20 protein-coding genes and 1 tRNA gene are annotated in these 19,818 nt (G+C 61.5%); 9 read left to right on the top strand and 12 right to left on the bottom strand.

Annotated elements, in window-relative coordinates:
* From ACEN8U_RS26610 to ACEN8U_RS26580, 7 genes are all read right to left on the bottom strand, one after another.
* Entirely contained in the window at positions 1-951 is a 951-nt protein-coding gene (locus tag ACEN8U_RS26610) for a LysR family transcriptional regulator (RefSeq protein WP_310106377.1), read from the bottom strand.
* Positions 952-1,160: 209 nt separating this feature from the next.
* The gene (locus ACEN8U_RS26605; RefSeq protein WP_413658623.1) at positions 1,161-2,015 is read right to left on the bottom strand and encodes a LysR family transcriptional regulator; all 855 of its coding nucleotides are present in this window, start codon (positions 2,013-2,015) and stop codon (positions 1,161-1,163) included.
* 64 nt (positions 2,016-2,079) lie between these two features.
* Entirely contained in the window at positions 2,080-2,805 is a 726-nt protein-coding gene (locus ACEN8U_RS26600) for an amino acid ABC transporter ATP-binding protein (RefSeq protein WP_310106017.1), read from the bottom strand.
* Complete coding sequence (locus ACEN8U_RS26595) at positions 2,802-3,479, bottom strand: ABC transporter permease subunit (protein ID WP_310106019.1); 678 nt, start codon at positions 3,477-3,479, stop codon at positions 2,802-2,804. The genes ACEN8U_RS26600 and ACEN8U_RS26595 overlap by 4 nt, the downstream gene beginning before the upstream one ends.
* 1 nt (position 3,480) lies before the next feature.
* The gene (locus ACEN8U_RS26590) at positions 3,481-4,218 is read right to left on the bottom strand and encodes an amino acid ABC transporter permease (RefSeq protein ID WP_310106021.1); all 738 of its coding nucleotides are present in this window, start codon (positions 4,216-4,218) and stop codon (positions 3,481-3,483) included.
* A gap of 65 nt (positions 4,219-4,283) precedes the next feature.
* Positions 4,284-5,228, bottom strand: coding sequence for a glutamate/aspartate ABC transporter substrate-binding protein (locus ACEN8U_RS26585; RefSeq protein WP_310106023.1), 945 nt, complete (start codon positions 5,226-5,228; stop codon positions 4,284-4,286).
* Between the two features lie 88 nt (positions 5,229-5,316).
* Positions 5,317-6,639, bottom strand: coding sequence for a hypothetical protein (locus ACEN8U_RS26580; RefSeq protein WP_310106026.1), 1,323 nt, complete (start codon positions 6,637-6,639; stop codon positions 5,317-5,319).
* A 166-nt stretch (positions 6,640-6,805) separates the two neighbouring features.
* Between ACEN8U_RS26580 and ACEN8U_RS26575 the strand changes: the two genes are divergently transcribed.
* Positions 6,806-7,732: a LysR substrate-binding domain-containing protein gene (locus ACEN8U_RS26575; protein WP_310106029.1), complete on the top strand. Its 927-nt coding sequence runs from the start codon at positions 6,806-6,808 to the stop codon at positions 7,730-7,732.
* A 151-nt stretch (positions 7,733-7,883) separates the two neighbouring features.
* Complete coding sequence (locus tag ACEN8U_RS26570) at positions 7,884-8,579, top strand: alpha/beta hydrolase (RefSeq protein WP_310106032.1); 696 nt, start codon at positions 7,884-7,886, stop codon at positions 8,577-8,579.
* 62 nt (positions 8,580-8,641) lie between these two features.
* Here ACEN8U_RS26570 and dcm read toward each other — a convergent pair whose 3' ends face one another.
* Complete coding sequence (gene dcm, locus ACEN8U_RS26565; protein ID WP_310106034.1) at positions 8,642-9,916, bottom strand: DNA (cytosine-5-)-methyltransferase; 1,275 nt, start codon at positions 9,914-9,916, stop codon at positions 8,642-8,644.
* 289 nt (positions 9,917-10,205) lie between these two features.
* A complete protein-coding gene (locus ACEN8U_RS26560; protein ID WP_310106038.1) occupies positions 10,206-10,532 on the bottom strand; it encodes a hypothetical protein in 327 nt (108 codons plus the stop codon).
* 165 nt (positions 10,533-10,697) lie between these two features.
* Here ACEN8U_RS26560 and ACEN8U_RS26555 point away from each other — a divergent pair, with 165 nt between their 5' ends.
* The 4 genes from ACEN8U_RS26555 to ACEN8U_RS26540 all read left to right on the top strand — a co-directional run bounded on the left by ACEN8U_RS26555 (position 10,698) and on the right by ACEN8U_RS26540 (position 13,007).
* A complete protein-coding gene (locus ACEN8U_RS26555) occupies positions 10,698-10,889 on the top strand; it encodes a CsbD family protein (RefSeq protein ID WP_013587611.1) in 192 nt (63 codons plus the stop codon).
* A gap of 168 nt (positions 10,890-11,057) precedes the next feature.
* A complete protein-coding gene (locus ACEN8U_RS26550) occupies positions 11,058-11,279 on the top strand; it encodes a hypothetical protein (protein WP_310106040.1) in 222 nt (73 codons plus the stop codon).
* A 159-nt stretch (positions 11,280-11,438) separates the two neighbouring features.
* On the top strand, positions 11,439-12,143 hold the full coding sequence (locus ACEN8U_RS26545; RefSeq protein ID WP_310106042.1) for a glutathione S-transferase C-terminal domain-containing protein: 705 nt from the start codon (positions 11,439-11,441) through the stop codon (positions 12,141-12,143).
* A gap of 117 nt (positions 12,144-12,260) precedes the next feature.
* Positions 12,261-13,007 carry a YoaK family protein gene (locus tag ACEN8U_RS26540; protein WP_310106044.1) on the top strand — a complete coding sequence of 249 codons (747 nt, stop codon included), beginning with the start codon at positions 12,261-12,263 and terminating at the stop codon, positions 13,005-13,007.
* 61 nt (positions 13,008-13,068) lie between these two features.
* Here ACEN8U_RS26540 and ACEN8U_RS26535 read toward each other — a convergent pair.
* The 3 genes from ACEN8U_RS26535 to ACEN8U_RS26525 form a co-directional block, all read right to left on the bottom strand.
* Positions 13,069-13,143: transfer RNA gene (locus ACEN8U_RS26535), tRNA-Arg, on the bottom strand.
* Between the two features lie 167 nt (positions 13,144-13,310).
* On the bottom strand, positions 13,311-13,733 hold the full coding sequence (locus ACEN8U_RS26530; protein WP_310106047.1) for a hypothetical protein: 423 nt from the start codon (positions 13,731-13,733) through the stop codon (positions 13,311-13,313).
* 430 nt (positions 13,734-14,163) lie between these two features.
* Entirely contained in the window at positions 14,164-14,343 is a 180-nt protein-coding gene (locus ACEN8U_RS26525) for a rubredoxin (protein WP_013587620.1), read from the bottom strand.
* A gap of 270 nt (positions 14,344-14,613) precedes the next feature.
* On the opposite strand from ACEN8U_RS26525, the gene ACEN8U_RS26520 reads away from it, so the two are divergent.
* The 3 genes from ACEN8U_RS26520 (at position 14,614) to ACEN8U_RS26510 (ending at position 19,787) form a co-directional block, all read left to right on the top strand.
* Entirely contained in the window at positions 14,614-15,039 is a 426-nt protein-coding gene (locus tag ACEN8U_RS26520) for a DUF4399 domain-containing protein (RefSeq protein ID WP_310106050.1), read from the top strand.
* 330 nt (positions 15,040-15,369) lie between these two features.
* Positions 15,370-17,340 (top strand): ATP-binding cassette domain-containing protein, encoded by a 1,971-nt coding sequence (locus tag ACEN8U_RS26515; protein ID WP_310106053.1) that lies wholly within the window; start codon positions 15,370-15,372, stop codon positions 17,338-17,340.
* Between the two features lie 461 nt (positions 17,341-17,801).
* Complete coding sequence (locus tag ACEN8U_RS26510) at positions 17,802-19,787, top strand: DNA topoisomerase IV subunit B (RefSeq protein WP_310106056.1); 1,986 nt, start codon at positions 17,802-17,804, stop codon at positions 19,785-19,787.
* Positions 19,788-19,818: the final 31 nt, after the last annotated feature.

Here is a 19,818-nt window from a genome sequence, read left to right as displayed (position 1 = left end):
TCAGAACAATAACTCGGTGGATTGCAGAACGCGCCTTGCCTCCACGCTTCCTGTCTTATCGCTATTGCGGATGGTTTCCAGAAGTATATCGATCAGGCAGTTCGCCGCCGCGCTGTGAGGATGCGCATGGCGCGACACGATGCCGATGGAAGTGTCTTCCAGCTCTTCTCTCAGCGGAAATGCGCAGAACTTGAAGCGCGAGACACAGAGTTCTGCCAGCGGCCACGGGAAAATACTGACTGCATCGGTTCTTTGCAGTACCGACGCCGCTACCGTTAATGAATGGGTGAAGTGAATGTTGCGGGGTTCCGGCAAGCCGTTGCGATAGAACATTTTCTTTGAGAGGCGGCACTCCATGTCAGAGTCGAGACACACCAGCCAGTCCGCATCCAGCAGATCGGCAAGCGAGCGGGACTGCGCGAGTGGATGGCCCTTCCGCGCAACGACGGTGACTCCACAGGAGAACAGCGGGCGGAAGTTGAATTCCGTATTGACCGTGTCCGGTGCCTGCTGGCCGACGAATATCTCGACACTGCCATCGCGCAGGCGCGGATACGCAATAGACATGAGGCCTTCGAACATCTCCAGTTGCACATTCGGCATGCACTTGCGGAACTGGATAAAGATCTCCGGCAGAAAACATAAGGCAATCCAGGGCGTGATCGCGACGGAGAGCTTGCCGCACGGTTCACCTCGCATTTCATTCAACGCGCCATGAGCACGCTCGACTTGCGACACGATAAGCCTTGCATGGGTGAGAAGCGTATTGCCGCATTCGGTCAGCGTCGCCCCCGACGACGCGCGCTGCAACAATGGCGCGCTCACATAGTCTTCGAGATCTTTCAGCGCCTGGGTGATCGCGGAGGGCGACAGTCCCAGAGCGCGCGCTGCGCCGCGAACGCTGCCGGCGTCTGCAATGGCGACGAGCGCGCGAAGTTGATGATTCTTCATCGTGTCCTCACCGTTTAAAAAATATGCGTTGCTGCTCAATGAAGCCGCTCGACGATGCAATGGATCTTCTTCGACAATTTTGGCCTGATTGTCTGTCGGCTTCAGGAGGTGTTTAGCGTTCGCGTGCATGTCAAGCAACGCGGTGCAATTATGAGCGTGGCCAAGGGGCAGTGCCATGCTCTCAGAAATAATGCTGAATTAACGTAGTGTTATTGTTTGGCGGGACGGGTCCGCATGGCGATGTCGATCGCCGCGTCCAGTACGACAGGCTTTCTGCTTTGTACACGCCAGAAGGCGACAAGCCGCCGGGGGGGAATGTCCGCGAGAATTATGCGCTTTAAATTGCAGCTTGCTATGAGATCTTCCGGCACATGTTCCGGCAACAGGGCAATAGATCGGCTAATGGATGCCATACGCAATGAGAGCTCCAGCGAGTCGCATTCAATCGACGGCCGTATCGGGCAGCCCAGCACGCGCTCCACGTAGCGTCGCACTCCGAAATGACGGGGCGGCAGGATCAGCTTCAACTCCGAAAGACGCGACATCGCCTCGCGGCTGAGATCGGTTTTGGCGCAGTGGTAGAGCGCGAGGCGTTCCTCGTGAAGCGCTACGCTTTGAAGGTCGGTGGTGCTCAGGTCCGTCGAATACGTGAGCCCCAGATCGGCCATGCCTCGTAAAACCATTTCCACCACGTGGCTGGAACTGTCGCATTGCAGCGAAAGGCGCGTTTGCGGATAGATTCGCAGCAGTTCCTTGCTGAAACTGGGTATGAAGTGCCCGATTAACGTCTGCACGGTGGCGATGCGTAGCGACAGTCCCCAGCCCGGCCCGTGCGCGGCGGCGTGCGAGATGGACTCGTCGAGTGCATCGAGGAGCGGTTCGACGGTGCGAAACAGCACTTCGCCGTCCGAGGTGAGTTGCATGCCGCGCCCATGACGCCTGAAGAGTGCGTGACCGAGTTTCAGCTCAAGCGACTGAATATGCCGGCTCAAGGCTGGCTGCGTGATGCCGACAGCGTCGGCGGCCGCGCGCAGCGAATGGCATTTCGCCACGGCGACAAACATACGCAGTTGCGTATCATGGCTGGCGCTGATCGTCATCGGCTGCGCTGAGAAGAGCGTCTGGTGTTCAATGCAGAATCCTCGCGAGAAACTCTCTCGCGCGATCCGTGCTCGGCGCGCCGAAGAACTCTTCTTTCCGGGCGTTTTCTACAATACGTCCGCGATCCATGAAAACGACGCGGTGGGCGACCTTTCTGGCGAAGCCCATTTCGTGCGTGACGCACATCATGGTCATGCCCTCCTGCGCGAGCTCGATCATTACGTCGAGTACCTCGTTGATCATTTCCGGATCGAGTGCGGAAGTCGGCTCGTCAAAGAGCATTGCAATCGGATCCATCGACAGTGCTCGCGCTATGGCCACGCGCTGTTGCTGACCGCCGGAGAGCTGGCCCGGATATTTGTCCGCGTGCGCTCGTAGACCCACGCGCTCAAGCAGCTTCAGGCCTCTGGCCGCCGCCTCGTCGCGATGGCGGCCCAACACCTTGACCTGCGCAAGCGCAAGATTGTCTGCGACGGAAAGATGGGGGAACAGCTCGAAGTGCTGAAACACCATGCCGACCTTCGCGCGCAGCTTCGAGAGGTGAGCACTTTTACCGCCGGGCGACATTCCGCCAACCGCGATCTCGCCCTGCTGAATAGGCTCAAGACCATTGACCGTCTTGATCAACGTTGATTTGCCCGAGCCTGAAGGTCCGCATATCACGACCACCTCGCCCTTGCTCACGCGCATCGAGCAATTGTCGAGGACCTGGAATTGCCCGTACCATTTCGACACGTCTTTCAATGCAATCATTTTGCAAGTCTCGTCCGAACGCCGTTGGTGATTGCGATCAGCATGGTCGTGATCGCCCAGTAAGCCACGCCCGCAACGATCAGCATGGGGACGATGTTGCCGTCGCGCTCGCCAATCGCGGTCACTCGCCGGAAGAAGTCGCCCAGCGCGATCACGTAGACGAGCGATGTGTCCTGAAAGATGACGATGCACTGCGTGAGCGCGAGCGGCACCATCGCGCGAAACGCCTGCGGCAGAATCACATGGCGCAGCGTCTGCCCGGACGTCATGCCGAGTGCGTGTCCGGCCTGAAGCTGTCCGCGCGGCAGACTTGCAATGCCCGCGCGAATGATTTCGCAAAAGAATGCGGCCTCGAGCAGCGAATAAGCGGTCAGTGCCGAAATGAGTCGCAAGTCGATCGTGGACGGCAGATTGAAAAGTGCCTTCAGCAATTGCGGCACGATCAGAAAGAACCACAACAGCAGCATGACGAGCGGAATCGAACGGAACAGCGAGACATACGCTTGCGTGAAGATCCGCAGCGCGCGGTGAGTGGACAAACTGAATATCGCCAGCACTGTGCCCCAGGCGAGACCGAAAAGGATCGCCACCGCGGTGATCTGCAAAGTGATTAGCATCCCTGATAACAGTACGTCCCTCGAATCGATGAGGGCTTGCCAGTCCATCTCGAACATATCAGCTCCCGATCATTCCAGGCAGCGCGGTGCGCCGGCGCACCCAGCCCATGCCGCGCAGAATCGCGAAGTTGAGTCCCATATACGCGAGTGTTACGCAGATAAACGACTCATATGGCTGCGCGGTGTAGTCGACCAGTTGCCGCGCCTGACCTGACAGTTCCAGCAGGCCGATGGTGGAAGCCACGGCGGAGTTCTTGGATATGATCAGAAACTCGGAGGTCAGCGGTCCGAGGATCGTGCGAAAGGTGACGGGCAGCAGCACATAGCGATATGCCTGTTTGCGGGTGAGCCCGAGCGCGAAGGCCGCATGGAACTGCCCGACGGGGCGCGCCGATATTCCGGCGCGTACCTGTTCGCAGATTCGCGACCCTGTGTAGACGCCGAGTGAAACCACCGATGCAAACAGAAACTGCGGATGCGACGGGAGACTCTTGAACCAGTCGCCGGCAGCGGTAGGGAGCAGTTCCGGCGCGGCGAAGAACCAGATAAAAAACTGCACGATCAGCGGCACGCCGCGAAAGATTGAAACGTACGCGGCACCCGCGGCACGTGCGGCGCGGTTGGGCAATGTACGCAGAACGCCGAACATGGTGCCCATCGCGAGTGCGAGTGTAAAAGCGAGCAGCGTCAATTCGACCGTGTTGACGAGTCCGGACAGCAGCCAGTCGAGATAGGTCGCGGGCTCGCCGGTAGCAACGGGCTGCAGCAGCACGCCCCAGTGCCATCTGTAATCCATGAGTGCCTCAATCTGCGCGCGTCGGCGCGCGGTGGATGTATGTCGTCATCGTTGTTCGGTACGGCTCAGGACGTGGGCTTGTCGTCGGGATGGGAGAACAGTGTCTGCATGCGCGGAGACAGTGGTAAGCCCAGGTTGACGCGCTTCGGGGGAATGGGCTGCTGGAACCAGCGCTGATACAGTTTTGCGGCGGCACCGGACTTCTGGGCATCGGCGATCGCTGCGTCCATGACGGCTTTCATCGCTGCGTCGTTTTTGCGCAGCATGCAGCCGTAGGCTTCATAAGTTTGCGGGGTGCCGACAATTTCGTAGTCCTCGGGATTGCGCGCCTTCACACGTTCGCCGGCGAGCAATGCGTCGTCCATCATCATCGCTTTGGCGCGACCGGTGGAAAGCATGAGAAACGATTCGGTGTGATCTTTCGCGCTGATGACGTCCATGTTCATCGACTTTTCGACATTCATCTTGCGTAGAATTTTCTCGGAAGTCGTTCCCGCGCCGACAACCACCGTTTTGTCCTTCAGATCCGCAAAGTCCTTGATGCCGGATTTGGTGCGGACGAGCAACCGCGTGCCGATCACGAAGAAGGTGTTCGAAAAGGACACCTGTTGCGCGCGTTCCGCGTTGTTTGTGGTACTCGTGCATTCGAAGTCGATCGTGCCGTTCTGCAGCAGCGAGATGCGGTTTTGCGAGGTGATCGGAATGGTGCGTACCTTCAGATCCGGAAGCTTGATTTCCGTCTTGATGCGCTCGACGATCAGATTGGCGATGTCGATCGAATAGCCGATAGGCTGCTGGTTCGCATCGTAGTAAGAGAAGGGAACCGATGCGTCGCGATAGCCGATCGTAATCACACGTTCTTTGCTGACTTTGAGCAGTGTGCCTGTCAGTTCAGCTTCCGCCGCTCGCGCATCATTCGGTGCATGCAACGCGACAAGGCCGAACACGGCGAAGGCGCTGATCGAGCCGCGGCGGCTTGATACGGCACGGGCAGGTTGCTGCTGTTTCATGAGGGTCTCCTGAACATGCTTTGTTGTCGGTTCTCCGACAGGCGCGGCGGCGGACACCACGCGTCGATTCCTGCGTGCTGGCGCGGCTTCAGCCTGCGCCGGTAATCTGCGAAACGTCGATCACATACATCTGGCGAGCGCCCTCGTGAACCGAGTCGATGCACACGGCTAGGCCGTCGCGGTTCCAGCGGGGGTGCAGATCGCAGCGATTTTCCTTCTTCAGATCCGGCGGTGCATAGAATTCGCCGATCTCGTAACGAAGACCTTCGTGCATGTCGTACAGAAAGAGAATGCGTGTGTTCGTTTGCGAGTCCGGATAGGTGTCGGACACCAGCCAGCGCGTGTCGACAGGCGAAAAACTCATATGTCCGTTTTCGGTCAGCAGTTCCCGGCCGATAACTTCCACCCGGCCGTTATCGCTGTCTTCATACAGGTGGTAGTGGATGCTGCCCGCGTGTGGGCCCCATACGACGATGTGCGAATCGTCCTGCCACAACGGATGCGAGATCTGGTATTCGGACTTCTCATAGTCGAAGGTGCCGACCGCGGAAGGATCAAAATCATCCGCTAATTGCGGCAGTGGATGATCCGAGCATTCGAGCAGGCGCATGTCCGAGCCATCCGGGTTCATGGTAATGAGGCGGTGCAGGAAGCAGGTTTCGTCTGCGGTGCGTTCGGTCCAGCGGTGCAGAAACAGCACCCGCGACGATGCCGGATTGATTTCGATGTGGCTCACCCAGTGAATGGCGCGCTCCATCGACTCAACATGGTGAAAGCGGCGCAAATCGTCGTAGCTGACAATCAATGCGGGTTCGCCTGTTGCGAGATCCAGACGGTATATGCCGTCGTCCGCCGGTGCGAGTTGGAGCGCAAATGGGCCGCCGTGCTCGCTGTAGCCTATGGTTTCGTGCGTGACGTAAAGGCGCCGGTAATCGACGCAAAGGGCGTAGCGGCTATCGGGGGAACACACGTAGACCGGCATGCAGAGCGCAGTCTTCTTGCCGCTGTCGATGTCGAAAACTGTCGCGCCGAAGCCGGGATAGCGCGCGGACAGGTCACCGGTGCGGGTGTTGTAGATCACCTTGCGGCCGGCCTCGCCGTCGAGCCACTGCAACTGGCAGCCCATTTGCCAGTTCCACGCAGTGGTCGTGTCGATCGGAAAAAACGATTCGTTTTCCTGAACATCGAAATAGCCCACTGCCGCCAGCAGTTCCGGAACAAGCGGTGCATCCCTCATGGCGACTTCGTTGCCGAGCACGTAGCGTCCGGTGCGGTCCCACACGCTCTTATTGTAGTAGCCGAAGAAATGATGGCGCTCGCCGGTGCCTAGCCGTCGGATGGGGCACAGGCGCCTGACAGATCGCGGATGCAGCGGAAGAGGGTCAACGGTGCGATGCGGCGAAGCGGTCATGAGCGGGCCGAGTCTGGTGCAGGTAGCAAAACGCCGTCGGGCTGTGCCGGGGCGAACAATGGCTGAAGAATATCGACACATTGCAATGTCGGATAATTCATTTTTGCTGTATGACTATTCACTTTTGGTATAGTCGCGCCCGACAATGCGATCGGATTTGCCCTACATGACACGGCCACTAAACTTCCAGCAAATACAGGCATTTCGCGCCGTCATGCAGATGGGTACGACGACCGCGGCTGCCGCCGCGCTCAATACTACCCAGCCCTCCATCAGCCGGCGTCTTGCCGAACTGCAGAGTTCCTCCGGGCTTAAGCTGTTCGAGATGCACAATGGGCGGCTGCGGCCCACGAGCGAAGGGCAACTGCTGTACAAGACGGTGCAGAAGCATTTCAACGGTTTGGAAAACATCGAATCCGTCGTGTCGATTCTGCGCAATTCAGGTACGGGCGCATTGCACATTGGCTGTACGCCCACGCTGGGCACCGGCCTTTTGCCGCAGGTCATTCGCGAGTTCCGTGTGCGCTTCCCGCAGGCGTATCTGAATGTGCAGACGGCCGCGACGCCCCAGTTGACCGACCTGCTGCGGCAAGACCTCTTCGATCTGATATTGACGACCGGCAAGCTCGACGAACTCGACTTCGAGACGCAGGTCATCAAGACCGTGCCGGCGGTTTGCGTGCTGCCGCTCGGCCATCGCCTGGAAGCGCGGCGCACCGTGCAGGCGGAGGCGCTGCGGGGCGAGCGTCTGCTTTCGCTCGGCGAAATGGACGACCTCACCATTGCGATCAAGGCCGTGCTGGAAGCACATGACATGCCGACCGACTTCGCGATCCAGACCACTTCGTCGATCACCATCTGCGCGCTCGTGAGCGCGGGCAACGGCGTAGGCATCGTCAATCCTTATGTCGCCGGCACCTTTGCCGGCCAGTTGCTGGTCAAACCGTTCGAGCCGACGATCGACGTGCCTGTGCGCATGGCGATGCCCGCGCACACAGCACCGTCCCTGCTGACACGGCATTTCATCAAGGTTCTCCGCTCCCATCTGGACGCACTCGGCCGGACTGCGCCCGACGTCTCCCCACACCGATAAAACTTTTTCGGTTTTTTGTTTTATTGGACCTATGCTGGTATCGACCACTGTCTTTCGGGGCAGCGGTTGAGGTGTCTCGTGCCGAGCGCGGCCTCGATTGATGCCGCGCTCAGTGCCGAGCAATTACCATTCGAATAACAGGAGTACTGTAATGAGCAATCAGCCAACGATCTTGCTGGTACATGGTTTTTGGGGCGGCGCCGCCCATTGGAGCAAGGTCATCGTTGAGCTCGCGCGGAGAGGTCACGAGTCGATTCGTGCCGTTGAATTGCCGTTGACGTCGCTCGCGGATGACGTCGAACGAACCCGCAAGATGATCGGGCAGTGTGGCGGACCGGTTCTATTGGTCGGGCATTCGTATGGAGGAGCGGTCATCACCGAAGCGGGCAACCATGCGAATGTGGCCGGGCTCGTGTATATCGCGGCGTTTGCGCCGGACAAGGGCGAGAGTCCCGGCGCCATCACTCAGCAGTGTCTTCCGGACGCGGCGGCGAATCTCGAGCCCGACAGCGACGGCTACCTCTGGATCAAGCCCGCGAAATATCACCAGAGCTTCTGCCAGGATCTGGCGGCAGACGAGGCGCTTGTCATGGCCGTGACGCAGAAGGCGCCGCTTGCCGGAACGTTCGGAGACCCAATTACTTCTGCGGCATGGGCCACGAAGCCTTCCTGGTATCAGATTTCCAGTGAAGACAGAATGATTCATCCGGAGAATCAGAAGATGATGTCCGCGCGGCTCAACGCGAGGAAGATCGTGACGCTCGGCGCAAGTCACGCGTCGCTCGCTTCCCGGCCAGTGGAAGTTGCAGCGCTGATTCACGAGGCTGCGATCGACTCGGCAGGCTAGATCTTGCCGGCACGCGGTTCGGTCATGTGCTGAGGCCCGATCGAACCGCGCTGCACGAACGCCTACGCGCGCAGGCGCACCGTGGCTCGCGCAGACTGAACGTCTCGCGCGAGCAGCGCCCCGATATGCGGCGTCATGATGCGCGCGACTTCTTGCATGACCGGCACCACCACGCTGTTGCCGAACTGGCGATACGCCTGTGTATCGCTCACGGGAATCACGAAGTCGTCCGGAAAGCCCATCAGACGCGCGCATTCACGCGGCGTCAGGCGGCGCGGCCGTTCGCCTTTACCTTGCGCGAGCAGAATCTCGGAGCCGTCCTTGTGATAGCGCGCCGACAGCGTGCGCGTGATGCTGGCAGGCGTGACCAGACCGAAGCCGAATCCATTGCCGGCCGCGCGATGTTTCTCCGCATAAGCCTGCAGGTAGGCCCACAGGTTCGGCGTTAGCGTGTATTTCGGCTGGACCTTGCGGCGAACGTGGTCGAAGAAACGCTCGCCGTCGTGCGGCAGCAGCGGCTCGCTGCCGTCGGTTTTGTGCAGGATGGACGCGAGGCGCGGCCCGTTGGCAGGCAAGCGCAGGTCGTCGAAAGAAAATCCTGTCTCCTCGCGAAAGCCGACAATCACAATCCGCTCGCGGTGCTGCGGCGTGAAATGCTGGCCGTCGATGACCTTATAATGAACGTCGTATTTCAATTCGTCGCGCAATACGTCGAGAATGGTTCGCAGTGTATTGCCTTTGTCGTGCGACACGAGGTTCTTGACATTCTCAAGCAGAAACGCCGCGGGCCGTTTTGCATCGATGATGCGCGCGACGTCGTAAAAGAGCGTGCCTTGCGTCGCGCATGCGAAACCGTGCGGGCGGCCAAGCGAATTCTTCTTGCTCACGCCCGCAATGCTGAACGGCTGACACGGAAAACCGGCGAGCAGCACATCGTGCGCGGGGACGTCGTTCTCCGCGAAGGAAACGATGTCGCCGACGAACTGATGTGCGCCGTCCGCATCGCGATGATTCTGCTGGTAGGTTTTCTTCGAAAACTCGTTCCATTCGCTCGTGAACACGCACCGGCCGCCATGCGCTTCAAAGCCGCGCCGAATGCCGCCGATGCCCGCGAACAGGTCGATGAAACGAAAATCAGGCTCGCTTGCGGCGAGCCTCGTGCGCGACCCGGCCTGCAGCATTTCGCGCAAAGCCGCTTCCGCAATGCGGGGACAACTCTGATCGGTTTTCCAGCGGCGAATGGTGCGAACGTTTTTTCCGCAGCGCGCCGCGATTTCCGTCTGGCTATACACCTGCAACGCTTCTGTGAGCAGGTCCTGCCGTGTGGCCAGAGTCATGTCGCGGGTCATATTGCTGTTTCGCTGGGAATTTTGGCGGACATTTTGACCGTTCGATAACCGCCTGTCCAGGAATTTTGGGGCGCAATGCGGTCCACTTGCGGGCTCAGCCGCGAAATGCGCTTGTCACAGTTGGATGTGTACGCTTGCGCCGTGACGCGAAGTCCCTGCGTTGCGACGTGTTGAGGCCGCGGCGTGGTTCGCGGCCGTTTTTTTGGGCACAAAGGTTCGCGAACAGCGCGTTTCCGGCTCGCACGGCGCAGTCCTGGGCAAAACCCGTTGCGGTGTGTCAGGCCGGGTGGCCGGCGCCGGTTTCGTGCGTGGGCGGAAAGAGCGCGGCTGTAGCGGGCGCCAGTTCGTCCCACGGGACGGGCGGTTCGGCTTCGAACTGGTCGAGCTGCAGGAGAAGACTGTCGACCGCGCACAGCTGCGGGTGCGTCAGATTGCCCATGTCGAGCAGCCTGTTGAGGCGCTCGCGCCAGTAGGACGGCGGCAGGATGGGGCCGGCAAGGTCGCCTTGCAGGGACAGCCGCATGGCACGCGCGATGTGCGTGATGTCGCCGTCGATCAAAGCCACTTTCGATGATGCGGACTGGGTGATGGGTGTGCGGTCCATGGCTCCTCCATGGCCGCTATTACGGCGGGCTGGAGGGGAACTTTAGGGTTCCGGCGAAAGATTTTCGGCCCGTTTTTCATCTGACGATATGCCGGGCATGCGCGTTGCTCGAAGCGGGCACTGGCGCAATCTCGCGTCGGCATTCCTTTTAAAGCGGAGTCGAAGATGAACAAGGACCAGGTAAAAGGCGTGGGTGAACAGGTGAAGGGGAAGATCAACGAAGCCGTGGGCAAAGCCACCGACAACCCCGGCAAGGAACTGAAGGGCGATCTCCAGCAGGGCGCGGGCAAGGTGCAGAAGAGCTACGGCGACGCGAAGGAAGACGCCAAGGACGAGGCGAAACGCAATAACCCGTAACGCACTGTGATGGGTCTCCACGGAAAGGCGCCTCGTGCGCCTTTTCCTTTTTGCGGCCTTTGTCCACTGCATGCGCGGCCTGGGAGTAACCCGGCTTTGGCGCGTCGAATGTGTCGCGCGCACCGCGGCGCCTTTAGACTCGATACACCCTACATGGAGACCGCGCCAATGACACCGGAAAAAGTGCTTTCGATGTTTGAACGACAGTATCTGGAGGGCAAAGCGCCCGTCGACATCGAGGAAACCTGCGCGAATTTTGCGGCGTGGCTCGCCTCGGCGTGGGAGCAGCTGGAGGCCGGGCAGCGCACGCAGCTCGTGAGCGTGGGCGCCGCGTTGTGGCGCGAGGGGTATAACGTGCGGGCGGGCAGCGCGACGAAGGATTTGTGGTGAACCTCGCCTGAGGCGCGGACCTGCCGGCTCGCGCACGCGTTGCGCCGAGTCGGTTTATATTGGGCGGTCCGCATCGGGACGAGCCGCGCCGGCGAGCCGGCTGCGCTCGTTGTCCCGATGTTTTTTCGTCCGCCATTCCGCACAGGGCTACCTCATCACATGACAGATCTGTCCGCCTTTCCGATTACGAAAAAATGGCCTGCCGAGCATCCCGAGCGCCTTCAGCTTTACTCGCTGCCCACGCCGAACGGCGTGAAAGTGTCGATCATGCTCGAAGAAACCGGCTTGCCTTACGAGCCGCATCTGGTGCGTTTCGACACCAACGACCAGATGACGCCGGAGTTCATGTCGCTGAATCCGAACAACAAGATTCCGGCGATCATCGATCCGAACGGCCCCGACGGCAAGCCTTTGCCGCTGTTCGAATCCGGCGCGATCCTGATCTATCTCGCGGACAAGACCGGGCAGTTGATTCCGCAGGACGCCGCCGGCCGCTACGAGGCCATTCAATGGGTGATGTTCCAGATGGGCGGCATCGGCCCGATGTTCGGCCAGGTCGGCTTTTTCCACAAATTCGCGGGCAAGGAGTATGAAGACAAGCGTCCGCGCGATCGCTATGTCGCCGAATCGAGGCGTTTGCTCGGTGTGCTTGAACAGCGTCTGGAAGGACGCGAGTGGATTCTCGGCGATCAGTACTCGATTGCCGATATCGCGACGTTTCCGTGGGTGCGCAATCTGATCGGTTTCTATGAAGCCGGCGAACTGGTGCGCATCGAGGACTTTCCGAACGTGAGGCGTGTGCTGGCGGCGTTCGTCGCGCGGCCGGCGGTAATCCGCGGCCTGGATAGTCCGAAGCGGGGATAGTCGCGAGCGAGCGCGACGGCGCCGCGGCGCGGCCGGGCGCGCCGTCCGTGCTACGATTTTCCGCGACGAAGCGCCCGCCGGCCGGCCGGCGCACGCGACGAGAAATGAGTTTTTACGATGCCCATCAACTATTTGCGCGGCTTCACGGCCCCCGAACGGACGGACGCGACCAATCGGCGTCTCGGCCGGTCTTTGGCATTCGTGGCGGGTGCGGCCAACGCGGGCGGTTTTCTCGCCGTCGGGCAGTACACGTCGCACATGTCCGGCATCGTGTCGTCGCTCGCGGACAATGCGGTGCTCGGCGACGTAAGCCTCTTCTTTGCGGGGCTGAGTTCGCTGCTTTCGTTCGTGATGGGCGCGGCGGCATCGGCGATTCTGATCAACTGGGGCCGCCGACGGGAGCTGCGCAGCGTCTACGCCACGCCGCTTGCCATCGAAGCGGTGCTCCTGCTTTGTTTCGGATTGGTCGGGGCGAATCTCGAGCAGCATCGCGTGCTCTTTGTGCCGGTGACGGTCTGTATTCTTTGCTTCGTCATGGGCCTGCAGAACGCGATGATCACGAAGATCTCGCGCGCGGAAATTCGCACCACGCATGTGACTGGCCTCGTCACGGATGTGGGCATCGAACTCGGCAAGATGGTCTATTGGAACGCGCGGCCGGCTGCTGGTCAGGAACCGGTGCAGGCGGACCGGGAGAAACTGCTTCTGCTGGGATCGCTGCTGCTTTCGTTTGTCGCGGGCGGCCTGGCGGGCGCTGTCGGATTCAAGCATCTGGGCTTTGTGTCGACAGTGCCGCTCGCAATTGTCCTGCTGACGCTGGCGGCTGTGCCGCTGGTGGACGATATGCGGGGGGAGCGGGGGTAGGGCGGTAGTTGCCGGAGCGTGCGCCGCAACGACGAGATTGCGTTGGCGCGGTGGAAGCGGGTGGTCCCCCTGGCAGGAATCGAACCTGCATCTAGCGCTTAGGAGGCACTTGTTCTATCCATTGAACTACAGGGAGCGGATAGCGATAAACGGGGCGGACCGGACCCCTGATCTCGAACCGCCGCGCTCGACTCTCGCGGCAGCCGCTCGCGCATTCGGCGACGCGAGCGAGGGCCAGAGTATAGCAAAAACGTGGGAAACGGCGCCACGCTCCCGCTCGGCCCCGCTCGCGCCGCAGTCGCCTCAAAACCGCGTCGAATAAGCAACACCCACGGTCTGCCCCCGCGCCGAGCGGCTATACATGATCGCCCAGTTGCCGAGCAGCGCGCCCGTGAGCGCGCCGGCGACGTCCGCAGCCAGGTCCTTGTAGGAAAACCCGCTGCTGCGACAGGTGCCGTCGATCCCTTCCTTGATGAGCCCGGGAATCGTCCCGATCAGCGTGCCGTAAATCACGGGATGCGCCGTGTCCCGCGTCAGATACGCGCCAAGCGCGCCGAACGGCGCCGAGACCGCGAAGTGCTCGAGCTTGTCGGTATGAAACCAGCCGTCCGATGTCTGCAGGCGGTACCCGCCGCGTCCACCGCCGCAGTCAATGTCGGCGTGTGCCGCTGTGCTTGCTGCCAGCATCAGCGCAACGCAGATGCCGTGTCTCCATGTCGTCCACATGTTGTTTCCCCCTTGGTTTATGTTTTTTATGGAGACGCTTGCGGACCGGTATCCGCGCCGATGCGTCGCCATGGCTCTACGTTTTACGCAGGCGACGTGAGTGCGGATGTGCGCTGAAAGACTAACCTTCGGCCATCTGTGAGGGCTGCGCCACACAGGCGAAGTGCCGACCGGCGTAGGCCTGTGCGCGGCGCGAGGACGAGCGAGGACGAAAAGGACGGGGAAAGAGAAAACGCGAAAGATAAACGCGCGTCTTTAGGCGAACATCAAAGGACAACGAGGGCGATGCGCAAGGACTCCATTCGACGATTGCGCGCCCAAAAAGCAAGCGGCCCAGCAGGCATGACCTGCTGGGCCGCGCACACTACTCACGCGTGACGTCGCTTCGGCTAAACGGTGCGGTGTCCCGAACCGCGCAGCGACAGCACGCTCAGAATTCGACCACCGCGAACTCGGCCTTGCCGACGTCGCACAGCGGGCAGCGCCAGTCGTCGGGAATCGCGGCAAAGCGGGTGCCGGGCGCAATGCCTTCGTCGGGCAGGCCTTCCTCTTCGTTGTAGATCCAGCCGCAGATCAGGCAAACCCAGCTCTTGTAGTCAGTCACATCCATTACTTCGCTCACGACGCAGTCTTCTCTCTTCAATGCAATGATCCGCTCGGTCTGCCCCTTTTTGGGGCGCGGCGGCGACCCGCAATATTACCGGAATTTGCCAAATGCATCGGCGATCCGGTTTGATGCTCGTCGAGGCGCGAAGCTCCGGCTGTGTCATGCACTGCGTGTATTCTGCTGACTCACGGCGGCTTTGCGTTGGTGTGGCTCGCGCATGTCTCGATCGAGTTTGGCTCGTGTACGGCTCGTGTTTCTAACCAGGAGAAGACGATGTTCAAAACGAAATGGTTCAGCGGCGGGTTCAGCGGCAAATTGAGCGGCGCGGCGCTGGCCGGATTACTGACGGCGTCCGGTGCGGCGCAGGCGGCAAGCGTGTCCTTCGTGCAGCCGACAGACGGCGCGACCGTCAGCAACCCTGTCCACGTGGTCTTTGCTCTCGACGGCATGAAAGTCGCCCCGGCCGGCACGACGACGGACGGCACGGGCCATCATCATCTGCTGGTGGACGGCAAGCCGCTCGCGAAAGGCGAGGTGATTCCTGCCAACGATAAATCGCTGCACTTCGGCAAGGGCCAGACGGAAACCGATCTGACGCTGCCGCCCGGCGACCATACGCTGACGCTGCAATTCGGCGACGGCGCACACCGCTCCTATGGTCCCGAACTAAGCAAGACGATTACCGTGCATGTGAAGTAAGCGCAGGTCGGCTCATGGTTTGCCGGGCGCTGACCCATAGCGCCCCGGCGGCGCCCGCAGTTCCCGAGAGCTGCCCGGCCGCGAGTTCCCGAAGAGCCCCGGCGGCCCACTGGCGGCGACCGACAGCTGCCCCGCCGCGACCAGCGGCCACCGGCGGCGCCCTCAATGCCCGCGCCCGTCGCGACCGGCCCGCAGCATGTTTCTTACGGCCCTCTGCGCCGGCCATCGCGAGCGCGGCCGTTCGTCCTATATCTTCAGGCATGCAGGCAGCGGCCCGTGCGCCCGGTACAATGAGCAGTTCCGAGTCATCGCTGTCTTCGCCAATTTCCCATGTCGCTTTACACCATTACCGAAGCCCAGCTGGCGTTCGGTCACGTCGCGTTGCTCGATCACGCCGACTTTTCTCTCGAAGCGGGCGAGCGGGTCGGGCTGATCGGCCGCAATGGCGCCGGCAAGTCGTCGCTGCTGAAAATCGTCGCTGATCTTGCCAGGCCCGACGACGGCCTCGTCACGCGTCAGCAGAATCTGACCACGGTGTACGTGCCGCAGGAACCCGAGTTCGATGCGGACGACACCGTGTTCGATGCCGTCGCGGCCGGCCTCACGCACGCCCGCGCGCTGCTCGACGAATACGACGTGGTCGCCAACCAGCTCGCGGACGAGCCCGAAGGCGCGCAGCACGACGCATTGATGGCGCGCATGAACACGCTGCAGTCGTCGCTGGACGCGGCCAACGCCTGGAGCTGGAGCACGCGTGTCGCCACCACGCTGCAGCAGATCGGCCTGAATGGCGAGGCGCGCGTGGGTTCGCTCTCGGGCGGCATGCAAAAGCGCGTGGCGCTCGCCCGCGCGCTCGTCGTGCAGCCCGACGTGCTGCTGCTCGACGAACCGACCAATCACCTCGATTTCGATGGCATCCGCTGGCTCGAAGAACTGCTCGTGTCGCAGCGCGCGGCACTCCTGTTCATCACGCACGACCGCGCGTTTCTCGACCGTGTCGCCACCCGCATCGTCGAGCTGGATCGCGGGCGTCTGTTGTCCTATCCGGGCAACTTTTCGGCTTATCAGACGCGCAAGGCGCAGCAACTGGAGATCGAGCGCGTCGAAAACGAGAAGGCCGACAAGCTGCTTGCCCAGGAAGAAGTGTGGATCCGCAAGGGCGTCGAGGCGCGCCGCACGCGCAGCGTCGGCCGGATTGCGCGGCTCGTGGAAATGCGCAAGCAGCGCGCCGAGCGCCGCAACGTGCAGGGCAACGTCAAGCTGGACGTCGGTCAGGGCGAGAAGTCGGGCAAGATCGTCGCGGAATTGACAGACGTCACGAAGCGCTACGGCTCGCGCACGGTGATCGACCGGTTTACCGCGACGGTGATGCGCGGCGACAAGATCGGTTTTGTCGGCCCGAACGGCGCGGGCAAGACCACGCTGCTGAAAATCCTCCTCGGCGAACTGAAGCCCGACGAAGGCACGGTGCGCGTCGGCACCAATCTGCAGGTCGCGTATTTCGACCAGATGCGCGCGCAACTGGACCTGGAAAAAAGTCTCGCCGACACGATCAGCCCCGGCAGCGAGTGGGTCGAGGTCAACGGGCAGAGAAAGCACGTCATGAGCTATCTCGGCGACTTCCTGTTCGCGCCGGAGCGCGCGCGTTCGCCGGTCAAGTCGCTGTCGGGCGGGGAGCGCAACCGTCTGCTGCTGGCGCGCCTTTTCGCGCGGCCGGCCAACGTGCTGGTGCTCGACGAACCGACCAACGACCTCGACATTCCCACGCTGGAACTGCTCGAGGAACTGCTCACCGACTACGACGGCACCGTGCTGCTCGTGAGCCACGACCGCGCGTTTCTGGATAACGTGGCGACGTCGGTGATCGCGTCCGAAGGCGGGGGCAAATGGCGCGAGTATGTCGGCGGCTTCACCGACTGGCAGGTGCAAAGCGAGCGCTCGCAACAGCTGGCGCAGGAAGCGCAGAAAGACGCAAACAAGGACGCGGCCAAAGAAGCAACGAAGGACGCCACTAAAGACGCCACTAAAGACACACCGGCCAAAGACACGCCATCCGCCCGCAATCCGCAGCGCGCCGCGAAGCTCTCCTTCAAGGAACAGCGTGAACTCGAGGCGTTGCCGGAAAAAATCGCCGCGCTTGAGGCGGAGCAGAAAGCCATCGGCGCGCAGCTCGAAGAAGGCTCCATATTCGCGAAGGACCCGCAGGAAGGCGCACGTCTTTCCGAACGCTATGCCGCGATCGACGAGGAACTGCTGCTCGCGCTCGAACGCTGGGACGAACTCGAAAACCGCCGCCAATGACCCGACGAACGCGGGCGTGCTGCGCCGCCGGCGCGCCCGCTCGCGCAAGCGCGAAGCCTTGTCCGGACGGCCAATCGCGTGCGCTGTCAATTGCCGCCAGGTTCGAAATCAGTAAAATACCCCGCGAAAAGGGCTTCCCGGCATTTTCACCGGCCGCGCCGCTGCCTCGTCAGGGGGCGGTAGCGGGCCGGCAGCCGGGCCGCAATGTCGCGCCGAACCTGACAATGCGCACGAAAGCCGGCGCGGCCATCGCACTGCAATCGCGTGACATCGCGTGACAATCGCGTGACGATCGAGCGGCTAACAACCGGAAGCCGAGCAGTAAAACAGCCTGCCCGCCCCGCGGGCACCCCACCTAACCACATTGTTTCGTTTCGCTTTTTTTGAAAAGTCAACGCATTGTCCACGGACTTATGAACAGGACCTGTGGACAACGATGAACCGACGCACCCGAGTCAACCATGTCTACGAAAAAGCCAAACGCCGCGTATAGCGAAGCGTCGATCAAGGTGTTGAAGGGTCTCGAGCCGGTCAAGCAACGGCCCGGCATGTATACCCGCACCGAGAATCCGCTGCACATCATTCAGGAAGTTATCGACAACGCGTCGGACGAAGCCCTCGGCGGCTACGGCCGGCAAATCACGGTCACGCTGCACGCGGATCATTCGGTGTCGGTCGAAGACGACGGCCGCGGCATTCCCTTCGGCCTGCATCCGGAAGAAGGCGTGCCGGTTGTCGAAATCGTCTTCACGCGCCTGCACGCGGGCGGCAAATTCGACAAGGCCGCCGGCGGCGCGTACACGTTCTCCGGCGGTTTGCACGGCGTCGGCGTGTCGGTCACCAATGCGCTCTCCACGCGCCTCGACGTCACCGTGTGGCGCGACGGCAAGGTTGCCGCGCTGAGTTTTGCGCACGGCGACGTGGCGAAGCCGCTCGAAGTCCGCGCCGCGGCGAAAGGCGAAAAGAAATCCGGCACACGCGTGACCGCGTGGGCGGATCCGAAGTACTTCGATTCGCCGAATCTGCCGCTCGGTGAACTGCAACGTCTGCTGCGCTCGAAAGCGGTGCTGCTGCCGGGCGTGGAAGTCACGCTCGTCAACGAAAAGACCGGCGAACAGCAACGCTGGAAATATGAAGACGGCTTGCGCGGTTACCTGCTCGAGGGCATGAACGGCAGCGACCTGCTGATTCCGCTGTTCGAAGGCGAGCGTTACGCCGAAAACTCGCGCGCGAGCGAAGAGACGTTCGCGGAAGGCGAGGGCGCGGCGTGGGTCGTCGCGTGGAGCGAGGAAGGTCCGCTCACGCGCGAGTCGTACGTCAATCTGATTCCGACGCCCGCGGGCGGCACGCACGAATCAGGCTTGCGCGAAGGGCTTTATCAGGCGGTGAAGAGCTTTGTCGAACTGCACAACCTGCAGCCGAAGGGCGTGAAGCTGCTCGCGGAAGACGTGTTCGCGCGCGTGTCGTTCGTGCTGTCGGCGAAGGTGTTGGACCCGCAGTTTCAAGGGCAGATCAAGGAGCGCCTGAATAGCCGCGACGCAGTCAAACTGGTCGCTTCGTTCGCGCGGCCGGCGCTCGAGCTGTGGCTCAACCAGCACGTCGAGCACGGCAAGAAGCTCGCGGACCTCGTCATCAAGCAGGCGCAGGCGCGCACACGCGCCGGCCAGAAGGTCGAGAAGCGCAAGAGCTCGGGCGTCGCGGTGCTGCCGGGCAAGCTGACCGATTGCGAATCGACGGATATCGGGCGCAACGAGTTGTTCCTCGTCGAGGGCGATTCGGCGGGCGGCTCCGCGAAAATGGGCCGCGACAAGGAATATCAGGCCATTCTGCCGCTGCGGGGCAAGGTGCTGAACACGTGGGAAACCGAGCGCGACCGTCTCTTTGCCAATAACGAGGTGCACGACATTTCGGTGGCGATCGGCGTCGATCCGCATAGTCCCGACGACAAGGTGGATCTTTCCAACCTGCGCTACGGCAAGATCTGCATTCTGTCGGACGCGGACGTGGACGGCTCGCACATTCAGGTGCTGCTGCTCACCCTGTTCTTCAAGCACTTCCCGCAGTTGATCGAGCGCGGTCACGTGTGCGTCGCGCGTCCGCCGCTCTTTCGCGTCGACGCCCCCGCGCGCGGCAAGAAGCCGGCGCAGAAGCTATATGCGCTCGACGAAGGCGAACTCGAAGCGATCCTCGACAAGCTGCGCAAGGACGGCGTGCGAGAGACGCAATGGTCGATCAGCCGGTTTAAAGGCCTAGGCGAAATGAGCGCCGAGCAACTCTGGGATACGACGATGAACCCGGATACGCGGCGTCTCACGCCTGTCGCGCTCGGCGAGCTCGACTACGACACCACGGTCGCGCGCATGACCATGCTGATGGGCAAGGGCGAAGCGGCGTCGCGGCGCAGCTGGCTCGAAGAAAAGGGCAACGAGGTCGAAGCGGACATTTGAGCGGCATAAGCGCTCCCGCACGACACTTCAC

It is taken from the genome of Paraburkholderia phenoliruptrix, from assembly GCF_047325075.1.
GTDB lineage: Bacteria > Pseudomonadota > Gammaproteobacteria > Burkholderiales > Burkholderiaceae > Paraburkholderia > Paraburkholderia phenoliruptrix.
This window is presented reverse-complemented; position numbering and strand designations above follow the sequence as displayed.

What these genes read in the sequence shown, in the direction of transcription:
- ACEN8U_RS26595 (WP_310106019.1), bottom strand. Translation starts at nt 3,479, where the DNA reads ATGTTCGAGATGGACTGGCAAGCCCTCATCGATTCGAGGGACGTACTG.
- dcm (WP_310106034.1), bottom strand. Translation starts at nt 9,916, where the DNA reads ATGACTCTGGCCACACGGCAGGACCTGCTCACAGAAGCGTTGCAGGTG.
- ACEN8U_RS26530 (WP_310106047.1), bottom strand. Translation starts at nt 13,733, where the DNA reads ATGTGGACGACATGGAGACACGGCATCTGCGTTGCGCTGATGCTGGCA.
- ACEN8U_RS26570 (WP_310106032.1), top strand. Translation starts at nt 7,884, where the DNA reads ATGAGCAATCAGCCAACGATCTTGCTGGTACATGGTTTTTGGGGCGGC.
- ACEN8U_RS26610 (WP_310106377.1), bottom strand. Translation starts at nt 951, where the DNA reads ATGAAGAATCATCAACTTCGCGCGCTCGTCGCCATTGCAGACGCCGGC.
- ACEN8U_RS26605 (WP_413658623.1), bottom strand. Translation starts at nt 2,015, where the DNA reads ATGTTTGTCGCCGTGGCGAAATGCCATTCGCTGCGCGCGGCCGCCGAC.
- ACEN8U_RS26590 (WP_310106021.1), bottom strand. Translation starts at nt 4,218, where the DNA reads ATGGATTACAGATGGCACTGGGGCGTGCTGCTGCAGCCCGTTGCTACC.
- ACEN8U_RS26520 (WP_310106050.1), top strand. Translation starts at nt 14,614, where the DNA reads ATGTTCAAAACGAAATGGTTCAGCGGCGGGTTCAGCGGCAAATTGAGC.
- ACEN8U_RS26580 (WP_310106026.1), bottom strand. Translation starts at nt 6,639, where the DNA reads ATGACCGCTTCGCCGCATCGCACCGTTGACCCTCTTCCGCTGCATCCG.
- ACEN8U_RS26555 (WP_013587611.1), top strand. Translation starts at nt 10,698, where the DNA reads ATGAACAAGGACCAGGTAAAAGGCGTGGGTGAACAGGTGAAGGGGAAG.
- ACEN8U_RS26600 (WP_310106017.1), bottom strand. Translation starts at nt 2,805, where the DNA reads ATGATTGCATTGAAAGACGTGTCGAAATGGTACGGGCAATTCCAGGTC.
- ACEN8U_RS26540 (WP_310106044.1), top strand. Translation starts at nt 12,261, where the DNA reads ATGCCCATCAACTATTTGCGCGGCTTCACGGCCCCCGAACGGACGGAC.
- ACEN8U_RS26560 (WP_310106038.1), bottom strand. Translation starts at nt 10,532, where the DNA reads ATGGACCGCACACCCATCACCCAGTCCGCATCATCGAAAGTGGCTTTG.
- ACEN8U_RS26545 (WP_310106042.1), top strand. Translation starts at nt 11,439, where the DNA reads ATGACAGATCTGTCCGCCTTTCCGATTACGAAAAAATGGCCTGCCGAG.
- ACEN8U_RS26525 (WP_013587620.1), bottom strand. Translation starts at nt 14,343, where the DNA reads ATGGATGTGACTGACTACAAGAGCTGGGTTTGCCTGATCTGCGGCTGG.
- ACEN8U_RS26515 (WP_310106053.1), top strand. Translation starts at nt 15,370, where the DNA reads ATGTCGCTTTACACCATTACCGAAGCCCAGCTGGCGTTCGGTCACGTC.
- ACEN8U_RS26585 (WP_310106023.1), bottom strand. Translation starts at nt 5,228, where the DNA reads ATGAAACAGCAGCAACCTGCCCGTGCCGTATCAAGCCGCCGCGGCTCG.
- ACEN8U_RS26510 (WP_310106056.1), top strand. Translation starts at nt 17,802, where the DNA reads ATGTCTACGAAAAAGCCAAACGCCGCGTATAGCGAAGCGTCGATCAAG.
- ACEN8U_RS26550 (WP_310106040.1), top strand. Translation starts at nt 11,058, where the DNA reads ATGACACCGGAAAAAGTGCTTTCGATGTTTGAACGACAGTATCTGGAG.
- ACEN8U_RS26575 (WP_310106029.1), top strand. Translation starts at nt 6,806, where the DNA reads ATGACACGGCCACTAAACTTCCAGCAAATACAGGCATTTCGCGCCGTC.